At 65.9% G+C, this 17,327-nt stretch carries 15 protein-coding genes; 7 read left to right on the plus strand and 8 right to left on the minus strand.

Annotation, left to right across the window (positions count from 1 at the left end; genetic code table 11):
• Positions 1-154: 154 nt before the first annotated feature.
• The 8 genes from C9E81_RS21330 to C9E81_RS21365 all read right to left on the minus strand — a co-directional run bounded on the left by C9E81_RS21330 (position 155) and on the right by C9E81_RS21365 (position 8,746).
• Positions 155-874 (minus strand): SDR family oxidoreductase, encoded by a 720-nt coding sequence (locus C9E81_RS21330; RefSeq protein ID WP_122114387.1) that lies wholly within the window; start codon positions 872-874, stop codon positions 155-157.
• 4 nt (positions 875-878) lie between these two features.
• Positions 879-1,661, minus strand: coding sequence for a cyclase family protein (locus C9E81_RS21335; protein WP_122114388.1), 783 nt, complete (start codon positions 1,659-1,661; stop codon positions 879-881).
• Positions 1,662-1,794: 133 nt separating this feature from the next.
• Entirely contained in the window at positions 1,795-3,039 is a 1,245-nt protein-coding gene (locus C9E81_RS21340) for an SDR family NAD(P)-dependent oxidoreductase (protein ID WP_122114389.1), read from the minus strand.
• A complete protein-coding gene (locus C9E81_RS21345; RefSeq protein WP_122114390.1) occupies positions 3,036-4,208 on the minus strand; it encodes a thiolase family protein in 1,173 nt (390 codons plus the stop codon). The genes C9E81_RS21340 and C9E81_RS21345 overlap by 4 nt, the downstream gene beginning before the upstream one ends.
• Positions 4,205-5,935: an AMP-binding protein gene (locus tag C9E81_RS21350; protein WP_243698761.1), complete on the minus strand. Its 1,731-nt coding sequence runs from the start codon at positions 5,933-5,935 to the stop codon at positions 4,205-4,207. Before C9E81_RS21350 ends, C9E81_RS21345 begins: the two co-directional genes overlap by 4 nt.
• Positions 5,932-6,399, minus strand: a complete 468-nt coding sequence (locus tag C9E81_RS21355) for an aromatic-ring-hydroxylating dioxygenase subunit beta (protein WP_122114392.1) — start codon at positions 6,397-6,399, stop codon at positions 5,932-5,934. Before C9E81_RS21355 ends, C9E81_RS21350 begins: the two co-directional genes overlap by 4 nt.
• On the minus strand, positions 6,396-7,721 hold the full coding sequence (locus C9E81_RS21360) for an aromatic ring-hydroxylating dioxygenase subunit alpha (protein ID WP_122114393.1): 1,326 nt from the start codon (positions 7,719-7,721) through the stop codon (positions 6,396-6,398). The genes C9E81_RS21355 and C9E81_RS21360 overlap by 4 nt, the downstream gene beginning before the upstream one ends.
• A 32-nt stretch (positions 7,722-7,753) precedes the next feature.
• The gene (locus tag C9E81_RS21365) at positions 7,754-8,746 is read right to left on the minus strand and encodes a PDR/VanB family oxidoreductase (protein WP_122114394.1); all 993 of its coding nucleotides are present in this window, start codon (positions 8,744-8,746) and stop codon (positions 7,754-7,756) included.
• Positions 8,747-8,946: 200 nt separating this feature from the next.
• Between C9E81_RS21365 and C9E81_RS21370 the strand changes: the two genes are divergently transcribed.
• From C9E81_RS21370 to C9E81_RS21400, 7 genes are all read left to right on the plus strand, one after another.
• On the plus strand, positions 8,947-9,975 hold the full coding sequence (locus tag C9E81_RS21370) for a TRAP transporter substrate-binding protein (protein ID WP_122114395.1): 1,029 nt from the start codon (positions 8,947-8,949) through the stop codon (positions 9,973-9,975).
• Positions 9,972-10,451 (plus strand): TRAP transporter small permease, encoded by a 480-nt coding sequence (locus C9E81_RS21375; protein WP_122114396.1) that lies wholly within the window; start codon positions 9,972-9,974, stop codon positions 10,449-10,451. Before C9E81_RS21370 ends, C9E81_RS21375 begins: the two co-directional genes overlap by 4 nt.
• A gap of 33 nt (positions 10,452-10,484) precedes the next feature.
• On the plus strand, positions 10,485-11,771 hold the full coding sequence (locus C9E81_RS21380) for a TRAP transporter large permease (protein WP_122114397.1): 1,287 nt from the start codon (positions 10,485-10,487) through the stop codon (positions 11,769-11,771).
• Positions 11,772-11,774: 3 nt separating this feature from the next.
• Positions 11,775-12,272, plus strand: coding sequence for a MarR family winged helix-turn-helix transcriptional regulator (locus C9E81_RS21385; RefSeq protein WP_122114398.1), 498 nt, complete (start codon positions 11,775-11,777; stop codon positions 12,270-12,272).
• Positions 12,273-12,548: 276 nt separating this feature from the next.
• Complete coding sequence (locus tag C9E81_RS21390) at positions 12,549-13,031, plus strand: MarR family winged helix-turn-helix transcriptional regulator (protein WP_122114399.1); 483 nt, start codon at positions 12,549-12,551, stop codon at positions 13,029-13,031.
• Between the two features lie 53 nt (positions 13,032-13,084).
• A complete protein-coding gene (locus tag C9E81_RS21395; protein WP_122114400.1) occupies positions 13,085-15,232 on the plus strand; it encodes a thiamine pyrophosphate-dependent enzyme in 2,148 nt (715 codons plus the stop codon).
• Complete coding sequence (locus C9E81_RS21400) at positions 15,229-16,776, plus strand: indolepyruvate oxidoreductase subunit beta family protein (protein ID WP_122114401.1); 1,548 nt, start codon at positions 15,229-15,231, stop codon at positions 16,774-16,776. Before C9E81_RS21395 ends, C9E81_RS21400 begins: the two co-directional genes overlap by 4 nt.
• The last annotated feature ends 551 nt before the right edge of the window (positions 16,777-17,327 follow it).

The following is a 17,327-nucleotide window of genomic DNA, read 5'->3' on the forward strand; positions in this document are numbered from 1 at the left end:
CTCATTTCGCGGATTGCTCTTATAGGCTTCCCGCACACTTCTTCTTCTTTGTCCAAATTCCTCGGGGTTGCCGGTTGGTGCGCCACTGGTTCGAGAACCAGCCGGCGACGGGGTGGAACCCCGGCCGTCGCGGGACGCAATCCCGTCCGCGCGCCTAGATCGGCACCCCGCCGATACTGGCGCCGCCGCAGACATAAAGCGTCTGGCCGGTAACGAACCCGGCCTCGGGCTCGGCAAAGAACATGAAGGCGCGGGTGATATCCCCGACCGTGCCAAGCCGTCCGACCGGCAGGCGCGTGGCAAGGTCGCTCTCGGCATCGCTGCCTTTCGGGACGACGCCCCAGAAATTGTCGGTCAGCACCGGGCCGGGGGCGACGACATTCACGGTGATCCCGTGCGGGGCGAGTTCCAGCGCCCATGTCCGGGCCATGCCGATCATGCCCGCCTTGCTGGCCGAATAGGCAGTCCGCGTCTTCGCCCCGAGCGCCGCGCGCGAGGCGTTGAACAGCACCCGCCCGAAACGCCGCTCCTTCATGGCGGGCAGGAAGGCCTGCAGCAATTGCAGCGCCGCGCCAAGGTGAAGCTGGGTGAGGGTCTGCATCTCCTCGACGCGGGCATCCTCGACAAGGTTGGGCAGGATGATCCCGGCATTATGGACCAGATGCGTCACCTGGTGCCGTGCGGCGATATCGGCGGCGGCTTGGGCCACGGCCTGCGGATCGGTCAGGTCGGCGGTGATCTCCTCGATCCCCCCGGCGCCGGATCGATGCCGCGCGAGAGAGACCACATGCCAGCCCCGCCCCCGCATCGCCTGCGCCAGATCGGCGCCGATGCCCTTGTTTCCGCCGGTGATGACGGCGGTGTAACCGCTCATCCCCTCAGCCCTCCTTCTCGACCAGCGCCAGCACCCGCAGCGGGCTGCCCGAGCCGTTCTCGATCTTGAGCGGCGCGGCGAGCAGCACCGCCCCGGTCGCGGGCAGCCGGTCGAGATCGCACATGCATTGCAGCCCGTAGCGCCCGGCGCCATGCAGGGTGGCATGGGCCGGGTAGGGCGGGTCCAGATGCCCGGCCTGACCGGCATCGGTGCCCACTGTCTCGGTTCCGAAGCCGCGGATGTCGCGTTCCTCTACCAAAAAGCGGATCGCCTCGGGCGAGGGGCCGGGGGAATGCGCGCCGTCCTCGCGCAGGTTCAGATAGGCCGCGCCCTGGCGTTTCGACCAGTCGGTGCGCAGAAAGACCCAGCAATCCGCGGGGATGCGGCCGTGGAGATCCTCCCATGCTTGAATATGTGCGACTTCCAGGAGCGCGTCCTCGTCCGCTGCGGCCTCGGCGGTGAAATCGATCACCACGACGGGGCCGACGAAATTGCGCACCGGGATCGAGTCGGTGGCGCCGTCGGGCACGTCGCGGCCGGTGATCCAGTGGCTCGGCGCGTCGAAATGCGTGCCGGTATGCTCGTTCATGGTGATCTCGTTCCAGCGCCATGCCGGGCCGCGATGGTCATAGGCGCTGACCTCGGTCTTGCGGAAGGGCGCGCATTGGCCGAATTCCGGCGGCAGCACCATGACCGGGAAATCCGGGGTCAGGCGGTGGGTGAGGTCGACGATCTCGACCCGGCCCGAGGCGAGCGCGCCGGATAATTGCGCGAGTATGCCGGTCATGGGGTGACTCCTTTGCTGGATCGGTTCAGGTGAGGCGGTCTATGGATTGCGTCCCGCGATGGCCGGGGGGCCAGCCCCCCGGCGCCCCCCGAGGTATTTGGACAAAGAAGAAATACAGGTGGTTTCAGGTCTGTCATTTCGCCAGTGCCTCGCGGATCGCCAGAGCCGGATCATCGCGCCAGCGGGCATGGAGATCGCGGGCGATTTCTCCGGCGGTTGCCTCTTCCTGCCCGGCGATCAGGGCCGAGACGATCGCGCGGGCCAGCGCCGATGGCGTCACTTTCGGGGGCGGCAATTCCTGGTGCCATTCGTCGTCCATCGGCCCGGTATAGAGATTCATCACCCGCACCCCGCTGCCGCGCATATCGGCGCGCATGCCATGCGAGATCGCCAGCGCGGCGGCGCCCGTGGCCGAGCTCAGGCCAAAGCCCGGTTGCGGCACCAGTGCGCCGATGGGCAGGATATTGACCCATGCGGTCGCGTTGTTCACCCCGTCCTCGCCCCGCGCGGCCATGGCGCGCCCGAATGTCTGCGCCAGCCGCATCAGACCAAGACAGCCGGTATCGAGTTCCTGCCGCGCGAAGATCGTATCAGGGCGCGCCAGTGCGCCGCCCGGGCGGATGAAGCGGGCATTGTTGATCAGGATATCGGTCTTGCCGCCGATCCCGGCGGCCAGTTCCCGGACCGAATCGATATCGGTCACGTCCAGCGGCATGATGCTGCAATTCCCGATGTCCTCCAGCTCGGAGCGGGCGGGGAAGGGTTTCCACGCCTCGGGCAGGCCCAGGAAGACCCGGGAGGCGCCTGCCTTCAGCAAGGCACGGGCGAGGGCGGGGGCTTCGGGCGCTCGGGCGTCGGTGATCAGCACGCGGCGGTGGCGCGGGTCGCAGGACAGGGCGCGCAGGGCTGGATCGTCTTGCATATGGGGGACCTCCTTGAGGGGCAGGGCGAGCAGGATCGCCTGCCCGGCGGCGTCGATCCGGTTGATCACCCGCACCCGGTCATCGCCCGAGACATCGCCATGCAACCGGCAGATCAGCGACGGCCCGGCATCCAGCAGCACGGTGCCGATGCGGATCGGCAGGCGGTCGCGGAAATGCGTATCGGGCGTGGCGCGGATCGCGGTTTCGGCGACCAGCTGGCCCATCGGGTCGGTATCGCGCCATTGCAGCGCCCCGGACAGGCAGGCGCGGCACAGGTCGCGGGGCGGATACTGGATGCGCCCGCAATCGGCGCAATGTTGCAGCGCGAAGCGGCCCTCGGCGGCCATGACGGCAAGCGCGGTCGCGGCGCGGGACCGGGTTCCGGGCGGCGAGACCGGCACCCGCGTGCGCTTGAGCGGGTTCTTTTTCGGCGGTGGTTGCAGGGGTTCGGTCATGCGCTTTCCCCTTCGATGATTGCGGCGGCGGAGCAGATGCCGCGGTCGTAATTGACCATGCCGAAACCCGAGACTAGCGCCCTTGCCGCCTTTGCCACCTGTGTCGGCCCTGCGGTTGCGGTGACCTGGCGGATCGCCTCGGTCAGGCCAAGGAAACCGCCCGCCGCCCCGGCCTGTCCGGCGGAAAGCTGCCCGCCGGAACTGTTATGCGGGAAATCCCCGTCTATCGTCATGTCGCGGGAGGCGAGAAAGCGCGCGCCCTCGCCCTTGGAGCAGAAGCCCAGATCCTCGGCCTGCATGGCGCAGATCACCGGGTAGTCGTCATAGGTCTGGAGCAGGTCGATATCCCCCGGCCCGATCCCGGCGGTGTCCCACATGCCCGGCGCGTCCCCGGCCCAGCCTCCGCGATACTGGGCGGGATCGTCGGGAAAGGCGTTGTGACGCTCGATCGTGGCGCGGATGCGGGCATGGGGCAGGCGCAGCGAACGGGCGCGGTCCTCGGACATGACCAGGAAGGCCTCGGCCCCGGCGCAGGGCATGACGCAGTCGAACAGGCAGAGCGGGTCCGAGATCATCCGCGCCCCAAGGTAATCGTCAAGGCCGAGCGCGCCGCGCAGCAATGCCTGCGGGTTGCGGCGGGCATTGGCGCGTTGGGCAGTGGCAATCCGGCCGAAATCCTCGCGCGTGGCTCCGAATTTCCGCATGTAGTGATCGGTCAGCAGGGCAAAGACCGCGTTCGGCCCGCCCGCCCCATAGGGATAGCTGGCATCCATCGCGAAACGGCTGAAGGATTGCAGCAGCCGGCGGAAACTGTCGATCTCGTTGGCGTCCCCGGCGATGCAGGCGACGATGCCGGCCTCGCCCGTCTGCACGGCGCGGGCGGCGCGGCGCAGGGCGACCACGCCGCAGGCGCCGCCGACCGTCACGGTTTCCAGCCAGCGCAACTCGAGGCCGAGATGATCGGCCAGACCCGGCGCGGTGTCGGGAAACAGGGTGAAGGAGGATACCGTCAGCCCGTCGATATCGCGCGGTGTCAGCCCCGCCGCCTTCAGCGAGCCGCGAAGGGCGGAACCCAGCCAGTATTGCGCCGGATGCGGGGAGAACCGCGTATAGGGCGCGGTAAAGGGCGCGGTGACGACCACGCCGTCATATGGGGCGGGGGCGGTCATGCCCGCCTCTTTTTCAGATGTCGCAGGTCATGGGTTCCCGGTTGTCCGACCAGTGCGGCGGCGCGGGTTTTCAGCTCGGCCCGTTGCAGCTTGTTGGTCGCGGTCAGCGGCAGGGCGTCGGTCAGCGCGACATAGCCGGGCATCTTGTAATAGGCCATGCGCTCCAGCGCCCATGCGGCGAGGTCTTCCGGTGCGATTTCGTCGCGGGGGACGATCAGCGCAAAGACCTCGTCGCCGCGCAGCTCGTCGGGGACGGCGGCAATCCCGACCGAGGCGATGGCCGGGTGGCGGGCAAGGATCGATTCGACCTCGACCGCGGCGATATTCTCGCCCGAGCGGCGGATGACGTTCTTCTTGCGGTCGACGAAATGGATCTGCCCGTCCGGGGCGCGGCGGACGATGTCGCCGGTATGGAACCAGCCGCCTTCCCATGCCTCGGCGGTGGCGGCGGGATCGAGCAGGTATTCGCGGAAGAAACCCAGATGCGGGTCGGAACCGGCGGCCCGGACCAGCAATTCGCCCTGTTCGGCGGGGTTGCCGTCCTCGCCCTCGATTCGCATTTCCATTGCCGGGCCCGGCTGACCGAGCGCGCTTTCGCCCACAAGGCGCGGGGTCTGGCTGGCGGCGATGACTGCGCCCGCGCCGGTCTCGGTCATCGCCCATGCCTCGATCAGCGGAAAGCCGAAGCGCTCCTCGAATGGCCCGTGCAGTTTGGGATCGACCCCGGCGCCAAAGCCGAAGCGGACGGAATGGCTGCGATCCAGAGGGCTTTCCGGCAGTCCCATCAGGATCGAGGGCATGACGCCAAGGTAATGCAGGCAGGTCGCGCCGCTATCTTTGACCGATTGCCACCAGCTGCGCGGATGGAAACGGTCCAGCGCGATCAGGCAGCCGCCTACCGCGATCATCGCCATGAAGGAATAGGCCATGGCGTTCATGTGAAAGATCGGCAGCGGGGTCAGCATCCGCTCGCCTTCGGTGGACAATGCGCATAACCCGCCCTCTTGCGCATACCACTGGCCCGCCCGCAGGAAATATTCATTCGCCAGCACGCAGCCCTTGGGCTTGCCGGTGCTGCCCGAGGTGAACAGCACCGCCGCCTCGTGGGCGCGGCCGGGGATGTCGTCGAAGACCGGGCCCGAGGTCAGCGGCGCGATGGCCTCGCCCGGCGCATGGACCGGCACGCCGGGGATGGCGGCGCGCAGATTGGCATGGCGGGATTCTATCGCGATGATCAGCGCCGGGCGGGTCAGGTTGGCCATATGTTCCAGCTCGGCGGCGCGCAGATCGGGGTTGATCGGCACGACGGACAGGCCCAGCCCGTTAGCGGCCAGCCAATACAGGAAGAAATCCGGGCGGTTTTCCAGAAGCAGCATCAGCCGCATGCCCCGGACCGCCCCGGCGGCCTGCAGGGCCTCGCGGATCGCCTGAACCCGGATTGCGGCCCCGGCATAGGTCAGCTCGATTGCGTCCCGCGATGGCCGGGGAGCGCTTCGCCCCCCGTCGCCGGCTGGTTCGGGGACCAGTGGCGCACCCGCCGCCGACCCCGGAGGATATTTGGATGAAGAAGAAGGGAGCGTGGTCCCGGTGGCGACAACTTTGTTATGGAGCGGGATGCCATAGGCGCGGGCGGTTTCCGGCAGCACGCAGAGGAACGGGCGGTCGGGCCAGCGTGTTGCGGCGGTGGCGAAGGCGTCGGCGACGGTATCGGCCTGCATCGGGTTCATGGCAGCAACTGGATATTGCCGAAGGCGGCGTCGCAGTTCAGGATATCGACCCGCTTCCCGGCGATCATGATCCGGTCTTCCACCCGCTTCAGGTGATGGCGCACGGTCAGGGCCAGCAGCATCTGTTCGTCCAGCCGCGTCTCGATATAGTGCATCTGCGTGACCACCCGCGCCTCGTCATCCGAGATCTCTTCGATGCGGGGGCGGTTCAGCACATGGTGACAGCGGCTTTTCGGTTTCTGGCTGAAGGTGCGCGCGCCATGCAGCCGCTCGACCCGCAGGCGTAGCATGAAATTGTCCTCGTAGAGCAGCGAGGTCTCGTTGATCGGGTCCTGCTGGTTCCAGTTCAGCGGCATCCAGTAGATGGCGTCGGGCAGCCACAACTCCAGCCAGTCGTGATACTGGCCCTGGTCCAGCATCCATGCCTCGTCATGAACGAAATCGGTGATTTCCCCGGGTTTCATGCCACACCCCCGATTATGAAGCGCTTCCAGGCGTCGAACTGGTTGCGCATCTGCCGTTCGGTCGTGCCGTTCAGCACGGCCTCTTGCGACAGATCCTCGCCCTCTTCGTAGAGCCGCTGGATATTCACCCATTCAAGCCCGTCGGCCATCAGCCCCTCCTGTGCGCGCTCATACATCTCCAGATCGTCATGCCCGACCATCGAGGTCGGCGCGTTGATCATCCGGTTATACATCGCGGTGCGGGCGACAAGCTGGTCGGGGGCGCCGTCCAGCCGGAAGATCCAGCTTTCCACCAGCGTCTTGTCGGCGGCCAGCGGGATGAAGTTACGCAATTGCTGGATCGGACCCTTGATCATGATATTGGGGAAATAGACCGTGTTATGCCGGTTCTCGCCCAGTATTTCCCTGGCGCGATCCTCTCCGTAAGCCTCGGTCATCGACTCGAAATAGCCGGGGATCGCCGAGTAGTCCGAATGGATCGAATGATGCACCCCGGTATGGCCATGCCCGTTGGGCCATGTGCGGATGCCCATGTTCTCAAAGAATTCATAGGGCGACATGAAGGGCGCGATGATTTCCATCGCCGGGGGCGTGGGCGTGTCCTCAGTCTTGTCCATCGACTCCCAGATCTTCACGGCGGTGCCGGCGCTGGATTCATGCGCGACCATCGGGTGACAGGTGTCGGTCTGGTTCTCGACCAGCATCTTCCAGTTGCAGCGATGCATGTAGCGCAGCGGTGCTCCCGCCACCGTCAGGCTGCCCACCGGCGAGCGGTCCACCATGTTGTCCAGCGACGACAGCGAGTCGCCGAAGAAATCGTCGAACCCGATCCCCTCGCGCGCCAGCCGGGCAAAGATGAAGCCGCGGTAATTATGCCATGCGCCCACCGCGGCCAGACCCTTGGCGGCCTCGGTTCCCTCCAGACCGGTGCCCTGGTAGCCCTTTTTCAGCGGAATCGCGAGCAGGCAGCCATCGGTCTTGAAGGACCATGCGTGATAGGGGCAGCGAAAGAACTTGCCGGTATTGCCCGCCTTGTCGATGACGATCTTGGTGCCCTTGTGCGGGCAGCGGTTATACAGCACCTTGATCTCGCCATCCGAATGCCGGACCTGCAACAGCGGCTGGTCGCCGATCTGCGCGGTGATGTAGTCGCCGGGATTGGGGGTCTGGCTTTCATGGCCGACATAGACCCAGCAATTGGGGAACAGGTGGCGCATTTCCAGCCGGAAGATCCCGGGGCTGGTATAGACGTCGCGATGCACCTGTTCGGGCCGGATCACGCGGTCGATGACCTCGTGGATCTGTTGCGTTTCATCGGTCATTTGCTTCTCCCCCTGTTTTCCCCTGCGCGTCGTCAGAGGTCCAGCTTGAGCCGGGGCGACAAGGCCCGGCTGACACAGATCTGCATGACATCCCCGGCGGCGCGCTCGGCCTCGGACAGCACCACGTCGCGGTGATCGGGCGTGCCCTCCAGCACGGCGGTCTGGCAGATCCCGCAATCGCCGCGCTGGCAATCATAGACGATATCGAGGCCGTTTTCTTCCAGCACCTCGATGATGGTCAGGCCCGGCGGCACGGTAAAGACCTGCCCGGTCGAGGCGATCTCGATCTCGAAGGGGCTGTCGCCGGCCTCTGGTTCGGGCGTGTCGAACAGCTCGGTATGGATGCGTTCGGGGGTGAAGCCCGCCGCCTCTGCCGCCTGCCGCGTGGCGTCGATCATCGGGCGCGGGCCGCAGACATAGACATGCGTGCCCGGTGCCGCCGCCGCGACCAGATCGGCGACCGGCAAGGGGCCGCCCGCCTCGTCATCGCGATGCAGCGCGATCCGCGTGCCATGTGTGCCCGTCAGGTGATCGGCATAGGCGGCAACCGCCGCCGAGCGGGCCGCGTAATGCATCTGCCAGTCCCGTTCGCCGCGCGCCAGCGCCATTGCCATCGAGACCAGCGGCGTCACCCCGATCCCCCCGGCCAGCAAGAGCGCCGGCGCCTCCCCGTCATCCAGCGGGAAATCGTTCTGCGGACCGCGCGCGGTGATCCGGTCGCCAACGGCCAGCTCATGCATCCATTTGGAGCCGCCCGCACCGGCATCGTCGCGGCGGATTGCCAGCAGGTATTCCTCCGGGTTTTCGACATCACTGCCAAGGTCGATCAATGAATATGCATTCGTATTTCCGCCGGGCAGAACCACCCGGATATGCGCCCCGGCATCATAGGCGGGCAGTTTTCCGCCATCCGCCGGGACCAGTGCAATCTCGCGGATGCCTTCGCCCGGATCGGCGATTCGCTTGACGGTCAGTTCAAGCTCTTGACCAGAGGATCCAGTGGGGGAGGGCTGTGTCGTCGGCATTGTCCGATCCTGTTGGCGTTGCACAATTTCCTGCGCTGGCTGGCGATTTCGGGACCGCCTTGTTTCAGAAACTATGAAATATCATGCAATCTCCTGTCAATCTTTAAACTTAAAAAAATGCATATTCATATTTTTCTTGCGTGAAGGGGGCGATTGGTGAGAGGCTTTGCGGAAAAGAATCGTCAACCGGGAGCCACCACATGAAGCATTTCAACACCCGCCTTCTGGCAGCCGCCGCCGCCCTGTGCCTGTCGGCGCTGCCCTCGTTTGCGCAGGACGTGACCTTGCGTCTTTCCAACTGGCTGCCGGTGTCGCATCCGGTGGTCAAGGACATCATGATGCCCTGGGCCGAGCAGGTGAAGGAAGCGACAGAGGGGCGGGTCGAGGTTCAGATCCTCGACGCGCCACTGGGCCCGCCACCCGCGCATTTCGACCTTGTGTCGTCGGGCGCGGCCGACATCGCCTTTTCGGCGCATAGCTATACGCCCGGACGCTTTACCCTGACCCAGCTTGCCGAGCTGCCTTTCCTGACCCCCAGTTCCGAGGCGAACTCTGTCGCCTTCTGGCGGGTTTGGGAGAATATGCTGGCCGAGCAGAACGAACATGCCGGGGTCAAGGTGCTGGCGCTGTTCGGGCATGGGCCGGGGCAGCTTTTCACCACCTCGAAACCGGTCAGCCCGGTCTCGGGGCTTGAGGGGGCCAAGATCCGCGTCGCGGGCGAGGTGACGGATCAGCTTGTCGGGAATCTCGGCATGGTCTCGGTCCAGGCGCCCTCCTCGGAAAGCTACGAGTTGCTGCATAACGGCGTCGCCGACGGGATCGTGTTTCCCTATGAATCCGTGCCCTTCTTCAAGCTGGACGATACGGTGAAACAGGCACTGACCGTCGATGGCGGCATGTATAACGTGTCCTTCTTCATGGTCATGAACCAGGCGCGCTATGACAGCCTGTCAGAGGCCGACCGGGCCGCGATCGACAAGGTCTCGGGCGAGGCGCTGGTGCGCATGGCGGGCAAGGCATGGGACGCCGCCGACAAGGCCGGGCGCGAGGCGATGGAGGGCAAGGTCGCCTTCACCCCCGCCGAGGGTGATGACCTGGCAGCGCTGCAGGCGGCGTCGGATTCGATCTACGCTTCGGTGCGCGGGAAATACGAGGCCAAGGGCGTCGATTTCGACGCGGCGCTGGAGATGTTCAAATCCGAGATCGAGAAAGTGCAGGCCGGGGAATGACGGCCGAGCAGTTGCGCGCGGGCATGCGAACCGTCACCGCGGTTCTTCTGGGCGTGCTGCTGATCGCCCTGACCGCAGTGACGGTGGTGGACGTGGCCGGCCGCTATCTGTTCAACAGCCCGCTTTCCGGCGGCACCGAGCTGACCGAGCTTCTGGTCATGGCCGTCGTTTTCGCCGGGCTGCCCGCCATCACGCTGGATGACGGCCATGTCACCGCCGATCTGCTCACCCAGCATTTCAGCCCGACCGGAAAGGAATGGCAGCTTTTCTGCGCCCGTATCCTGTCCGCCGCCGCGCTGGCCCTGGGGGCGTGGCAACTGTGGCAGCACGGGTTGCGGCTGGCCAGCTACAACCAGACCACGCTCTATCTGAAGATCCCGATGGGGCCGGTGGCGCAGTTTGCCGCCGTGATCTGCGCGGCCTCGGCGGTGATGGTGCTGGCAATGGCGCTGCTGCGCGTCCGCCGGGCCGATTGAGCGCGATTTTCATGCGGTTTGCAGGGAGGTAACATGGACTGGCCCTTCGGGATGGCGATCCTGTTCGCGATACTGTTTCTGGGGATCCCCATCGGGTTCTCGCTGCTGCTGGTCGGTCTTGTCGGCATTTCCAGCATCATCGGCCTGCAGCCCGCCCTGTCCATGCTGGGGCAGATCTTTTTCGACACGGCCCGCAGCTATTCCCTGTCGGTGGTGCCGCTCTTTCTGCTGATGGGCAATTTCATCGTGCAATCGGGCGTCGCCGACGAGATCTATGACGCCGCCAATGCATGGCTGCGGCACCGCAAGGGCGGGCTGGCCATGGCGACCGTGGTGGCCTGCGGCGGCTTCGGCTCGGTCTGCGGCTCGTCGCTGGCGACGGCGGCGACGATGGGCAAGATCGCGCTGCCCGCGATGCGGCGGCATGGCTATTCCGACAGTCTCGCCACCGGCAGTATCGCGGCGGGCGGCACGCTTGGCATCATCATCCCGCCATCGGTCATCCTGGTGATCTACGGTATCCTGACCCAGCAGGATATCGGCAAGCTGTTCCTCGCCGGCATCATCCCCGGCCTGCTCGGGGTGATCGGCTACATGATCGCCGTCCGGATCTCGTTGTGGATGCGGCCCGAGCGGCTGACCGAGATGCCCCCGCTGTCGCTGCGCGAGCGGGTTCTGGCGCTGCGCGGCGTGTTTCCCGCGCTGATGCTGTTCCTTTTCGTGTTGGGCGGCATCTACCTGGGCGTCTTCACCGCGACCGAGGCGGCGGGCATGGGCGCGGGCGGGGCGATCCTGCTGACGGCGCTGCGCGGCAAGCTGACGGCAAGGGCCACGCTGACCACGCTGTTCGATTCGGGCAAGACCACGGCGGCGATGTTCTTCATCCTGATGGGGGCGCTGTATTTCATGAATTACGTGAACCTGTCGGGCCTATCCTCGGATATCAAGAACGGGATCCTGTCGCTGGACATGCCGCCCCTTGGCGTCCTGCTGATGATCTCGGTCCTGCTGCTGGTGCTGGGCGCGCTTTTGGAGAGCCTGTCCATGGTGACGCTGGTGGTGCCGGTGCTGTTCCCGATCGTCACCTCGCTTGGCATCGATCCGATCTGGTTCGGCATCTTCATCGTCGTGGCCGCCGAGCTGAGCTATATCACCCCGCCGATGGGAATGAATGTCTTCGTGCTGCGGGTGGTCGCGCGCGAGGTGCCTGTGGGGCAGATATTCCGCGGCGTGACGCCTTTCGTGCTGATGGATATCGTCAGGCTGCTGTTGCTGCTGCTGTTTCCGGCATTGGCACTGGTCATTCCGAACTCGATGTAGTCAATGGATCGGATGAGCGATCACGAGCGCGATAAGCCCGAGACCGGGGAGCCTTTCCTGGCCGATTACCTGCAATTCCTGCTGGCCACGGCCAGCGGGCTGGCAAGCCACAGCTTCCACGTGCAGGCTGCTGCCGCAGGCGTGTCGGTCGCGGAATGGCGGGTGCTCGCCTGCCTGAGCGATTGCGACGGCCAGTCGGTGACCGAGCTGGCCCGGCTGGCGCAGATGGAGCAGTCGCGCCTGACGCGGGTGATCGAGCGGATGGACAATCGCGGCCATGTCACCCGCAAGCGTTGCCGAGACGACCGGCGCAAGGTTCATGTCTGGCTGACCGGGCAGGGCGCGGGGATCGCCCGCGACCTCGTTGCCCGCGCCAGGGCACATGAGACGGAGTTCATCGAAAGCTGCCTGAGCCCGGCCGAGGGGCGGCGTCTCAAGGCATTGCTGGTCAAGCTGATCGAGCGCGCCGGCAAGGGCAAGGTCCACGCAATCCGCCGCTGAGATGCTTGCGGTTTGCGTTCCGTCGCCGGACGGTCTTTCGAACCGGCGGCGCGCGCGGCTGGCGATCCCCGGCCAGGTATTTGGACAAAGGAGAAGGGAGGTATCGGCATGCAGCGTGTTCGATGCATCCATTTTCATTCAATGCTGCCGAAAGTGGAGTTGTGAGTGCGAAAACATAGCCCGATTTGCTTTGTGAATTGTCCAAATTTATTTGCAAATGCATATTTATATGGTAAGCCGAACAGCATGCCGGGCGACTGAAGGAGGACCGTTGTCATGACCGAAGACGATACTCGCGATATCGGCGGCCATCCCCGTCTTGGCGAGATCGGGCTTGGGAATTTCGCGCCCTACCTGATGAACCGGATCATGGGCCGCTATAATGCCTCGTTGCGCGACGAGATGGCGAGGCTGGGGCTCAGCACGCCCAAGATGCGCGCATTGGCGGTGCTGTCGGTCATCGACGGGCCGCTGATCCGCGAGTTGGCCATCTATGCCGTGGTGGAACAGTCCACCCTGTCGCGCGCGCTGGATCAGCTTGTCGGCGACGGGCTGGTTCGGCGCGTGCAGGATGCAAGCGACAGCCGCGCGACGCGGGTCTATCTGACCGAGGCGGGGCGGGCGGATTTCGACCGGCTATGGCCGCATATGGCCGCGGCAGAGGCCGAGATGTTCCGGGGCGTCCCCGACGAGGACAAGCGCGTCTTCGTGGGCACCTTGCAGAAGGTTCTGAAAAACATACGCAAACACGAGATCTGATCCCGGGCCACGGCAGGCCCGGCCCGCTCGTGCGTAGCCGAAGGAGAAGGAAGATGGCGGAGCGATCGTTCAAGGCCGAGGTCAGGCATCTGCGCCTCGGCGAGGGAGAGCGCTTTACCGGCGAAGGCATCCTGGCCATCACCAAGGCGCTGCTGGAAAACGGCGTCGGCTATGTCGGCGGCTACCAGGGCGCGCCGATCAGCCACCTGATGGATGTCCTGGCCGATGCCGAGGAATTGCTGTCCGAACTCGGCGTCCGTTTCGAGGCCAATGCGAACGAGGCGGCGGCGGCGGCGATGCTGGCCGCGTCCGTGCATTACCCGATCCGGGGGGCGGTGACCTTCAAGGGCTCGGTCGGGGTGAATGTCGCGTCGGATGCGCTGGCGAACCTGGCCTCGTCGGGCGTGAATGGCGGGGCGCTGGTGATCGTGGGCGAGGATTACGGCGAAGGCTCCTCGATCATGCAGGAGCGGACCCACGCATTCGCGATGAAGTCGCAATTCTGGCTGCTGGACCCGCGCCCCAACCTGCCCTCGATCGTCAAGGCGGTGGGCGACGGGTTCGAGCTGTCCGAGGCGTCGAACACGCCGGTCATGCTGATGGTGCGGATCCGGTCCTGCCACGTGACCGGCAGTTTCCCGACCCGCGACAATCGCCGCCCCAACCTGACCGTCCGCGAGGCGCTGTCCAATCCGCAATCGGATTTCTCGCGCGTGGTGCTGCCGCCGATGAGCTTCGCGCATGAGCAGGACAAGATCGACAACCGCCGCCCCGCCGCTGAAGCCTATATCCGCGATCACAAGCTGAACGAGGTTTTCGGCCCGCGCGAGGCGCCTGTCGGGCTGGTCCTGCAGGGCGGCATGTATAACAGCGTGATCCGCGCGCTGCAGCGGCTTGGCCTGGCCGATATCCATGGCGACAGCCGGGTGCCGCTCTACGTGCTGAACGTCACCTATCCGCTGGTTCCCGACGAGTTCCTGTCCTTCTGCGAGGGCAAGGAGCAGGTGCTGATTATCGAGGAGGGGCAGCCGGAATTCATCGAGCAGCAGCTTGCCACCTGTCTTTACCGTGCCGGATCGGCGGTCAAGCTGCGCGGCAAGGATATCCTGCCGATGGCCGGGGAATATACCGGGCAGGTGATGCTGGACGGGATCGGCCGGTTCCTGCGCGAGGCCGCGCCCGGCATCCTGCCCGCCCAGGTCCTGGCCCCGAATGAGGAACGCCCACCGCTTCCCGATCTGTCCAAGACCGTGCCGATCCGTCCGCCCGGTTTCTGCACCGGCTGCCCCGAGCGCCCCATTTTCGCGGCGATGAAGCTGGTCCAGCGCGAGACCGGCAAGCTGCAGATCTCGGCCGATATCGGCTGCCATCTCTTTGCCGCGCTGCCGCCTTTCGAGATCGGCGGGGCGACCATGGGCTACGGCCTTGGCCCCGCAGCGAATGCCGCTTTCGACGGCGGGGGAGAGCGCAGGCCGGTGGCGATCATCGGCGATGGCGGGTTCTGGCATAACGGGCTGTCATCCAGCTTCACCAACATGGCCTTCAACAAGTCCGATGGCGTGGCGGTGATCGTCGATAACTACTATTCCGCCGCGACAGGTGGGCAGGACGTGATGTCGTCCCGCGCGGACAATCCCACGAAATCCACGCAGAATCCCATTTCCAAGGCGCTGAAGGGGATCGGTATCAACTGGATCCGGCAGGTCGATCGCACCTATGATGTCGGCCGGATGCGCGACGTGCTGCGCGAGGCGCTGACCACGGATGCGCCGGGGCCGCGCGTCATCGTCGCCTCGTCGGAATGCATGCTGAACCGGCAGCGCCGGGAAAAGCCGCAGCGGGCGCAGGCGATCCGCGATGGCCGCCGGGTCGAGGCGCCGCGCTTCGGCGTGGATGAGGATGTCTGCACCGGCGATCACGCCTGTATCCGGCTGTCGGGCTGCCCCTCGCTCGGGCTGAAGCGGCTGGACGATCCGTTGCGCGACGACCCGGTCGCCTCGATCGATCAAAGCTGCGTCGGTTGCGGCAATTGCGGCGAGGTGGCGGATGCCGCCGTGCTCTGCCCGTCCTTCTATCGCGCCGATGTCATCCACAACCCCCGCAAATGGGAGACCCGGCTGGCCCGGTTCCGCGCCCGCATCATCGGCTGGCTGCAGGCCCGCCGCGATGCCAGCCGCCTGACATTCGAGGCCCAGCCATGACCCTGCACCAGCATTTGCCCTCCGCCCCCGCCGATCCGCGCCTGGACGGGATCATCAAGCTGGCCATCCTTGCCGTCGGCGGGCAGGGCGGCGGCGTGCTGACCAACTGGATCGAGGCGCTGGCGCGCGGCAACGGCTATGACGCTCAGGCGACCAGCGTCGCGGGCGTGGCGCAGCGCACCGGCGCGACGGTCTATTACATCGAGATGGCCCCGCAGGCCGATGCCGCGCCGGTCTTTGCGCTGGCGCCCTCGGCCGGCGATGTCGATATCATGATCGCCGCCGAGATGATGGAGGCCGGGCGCTCGATCCAGCGCGGTTTCGTGACGCCGGACCGGACGGTGCTGATCGCCTCGACCCATCGCGCCCTGGCGGTGTCGGAAAAGATGGTGCCGGGCGATGGCATCGCCTCTTCCGACGAGGTGATGGCGGCGGCGGAAATCGCCGCGCGGCAATTCATCGCCGCCGATTTCGACCGGATGGCCATCGATAACGGCTCGGTCATCTCGGCCTCGCTGTTCGGGGCGCTGGCCGGGTCGGGGGCCTTGCCTTTCCCGCGCGAGGCCTTCGAGGACGCGATCCGGGCGAGCGGCAAGGGGGTCGAGGGCTCGCTGCGCGCCTTTGCCGCGGCCCATGAGGCGGCCAGCCAGCCACCCGGGGCGCCCGAGGCGGCGGAAGCCGCGATCCCGGCCGAGCCGCGCCCCTCCGGCCCTTCGCGGCTGATCGCGCAATGGCAGGCGCTGGAGGCCGAGGCCAGGGCGCTGCCCGCGCCGGTCGCCGGGATGGCCCTGCCGGGCCTGCGCAAACTCGCCGAGTTCCAGGATCTCGCCTATGGGCGGGAGTATCTGGACCGGCTTGGCGATGTGCTGGCGCGGGACGATGCCGGGCATGGCTTTGTGCTGACGCGGGAAGCGGCGAAATATATCGCCAATGCGATGGCTTATGACGATGTGATCCGGGTGGCCGATCTCAAGACCCGGTCCCGCCGGATGACCCGGATTCAGGCCGAGATGCGGGCGGGCGAGGCCAACCTGATGCAGGTGACGGAATACATGCATCCCCGCGCCGAGGAAATCGCCGGAATGCTGCCTGCCGGATTGGGGCAGAGGGTGATGGACAGCCCGAAATGGATGAAGCGGCTGGACCGCTGGTTCGGCAAGGGCCGCCGCCTGCGCAGCGACAGCCTGCGCGGTTTTGCCATGCTCTACCTGCTGGGCGGGCTGAAGGGCTGGCGCCGCCGCACCCTGCGCCATGCGCAGGAACAGGCGCATCTGGCCGGATGGCTGGACCGGGCGATGGGCTATCGTGCCACGAATTACGATCTTGCGGTCGAGGTGATCCGCTGCCGGCGGCTGATCAAGGGATATTCGGACACCCATAGCCGTGGCCTGTCGAAATTCGATCTTGTGCTGGAGGGGATCGCCACCGTCGCCGACCGGCCGGACGCCGCCGATTGGGCGCGCCGCCTGCGCGAGGCCGCCCTGCAGGACGAGGAGGGCAAGGCCCTCGACGGCGCGATCTGGACGATCCGGAGCTTTGCCTGAGGGGGGCAGCGTGGGAATGTGTCCCGCGATGGCAGGGGCTCCGCCCCGCCGCGCGTGCCGCGCGACTCCCCGAGGTATTTGGACAAAGAAGAAGCGGAAATGCCTGCAACGGCCGGGCCGCGCTAGCCGCGCGCAGCCCCCGGGCTGCCGAGTTCGTCGAGGATCGCACAGTCGGGATCGTCATCGCCACGGCATTCGGCGATCAGGTCCTGCAGTTTCCGTTCCAGCGCATGCAGCTGGGCGATCTTTTCCCGGACATCGGACAGATGGGCAGGGGGTGGCGATCGGCATGGATTCCTTGTCCTTAACACGGCCGGAGGCGGCCGGGACGGCAGGGGAAGGGATGGACTTCACGGGCATTTGAGTCCAAAGTGACATGATATTTTAAAGTTGTTTGCCTGGAGCTTTGTTCATGAACGCCCCCTTCAAGCAGATTGAGCGTCTCGGCCGGCTGACGACGGAACTGGGCGAGGATGTGCTTGTCCTGTTGCGTTTCGACGGCACGGACTACCTGAATGAATTGTTCGAATACCGGGTGGAGGCTCTTGCCG

Origin of the sequence: Paracoccus alkanivorans, assembly GCF_003697785.1 — a bacterium.
GTDB lineage: Bacteria > Pseudomonadota > Alphaproteobacteria > Rhodobacterales > Rhodobacteraceae > Paracoccus > Paracoccus alkanivorans.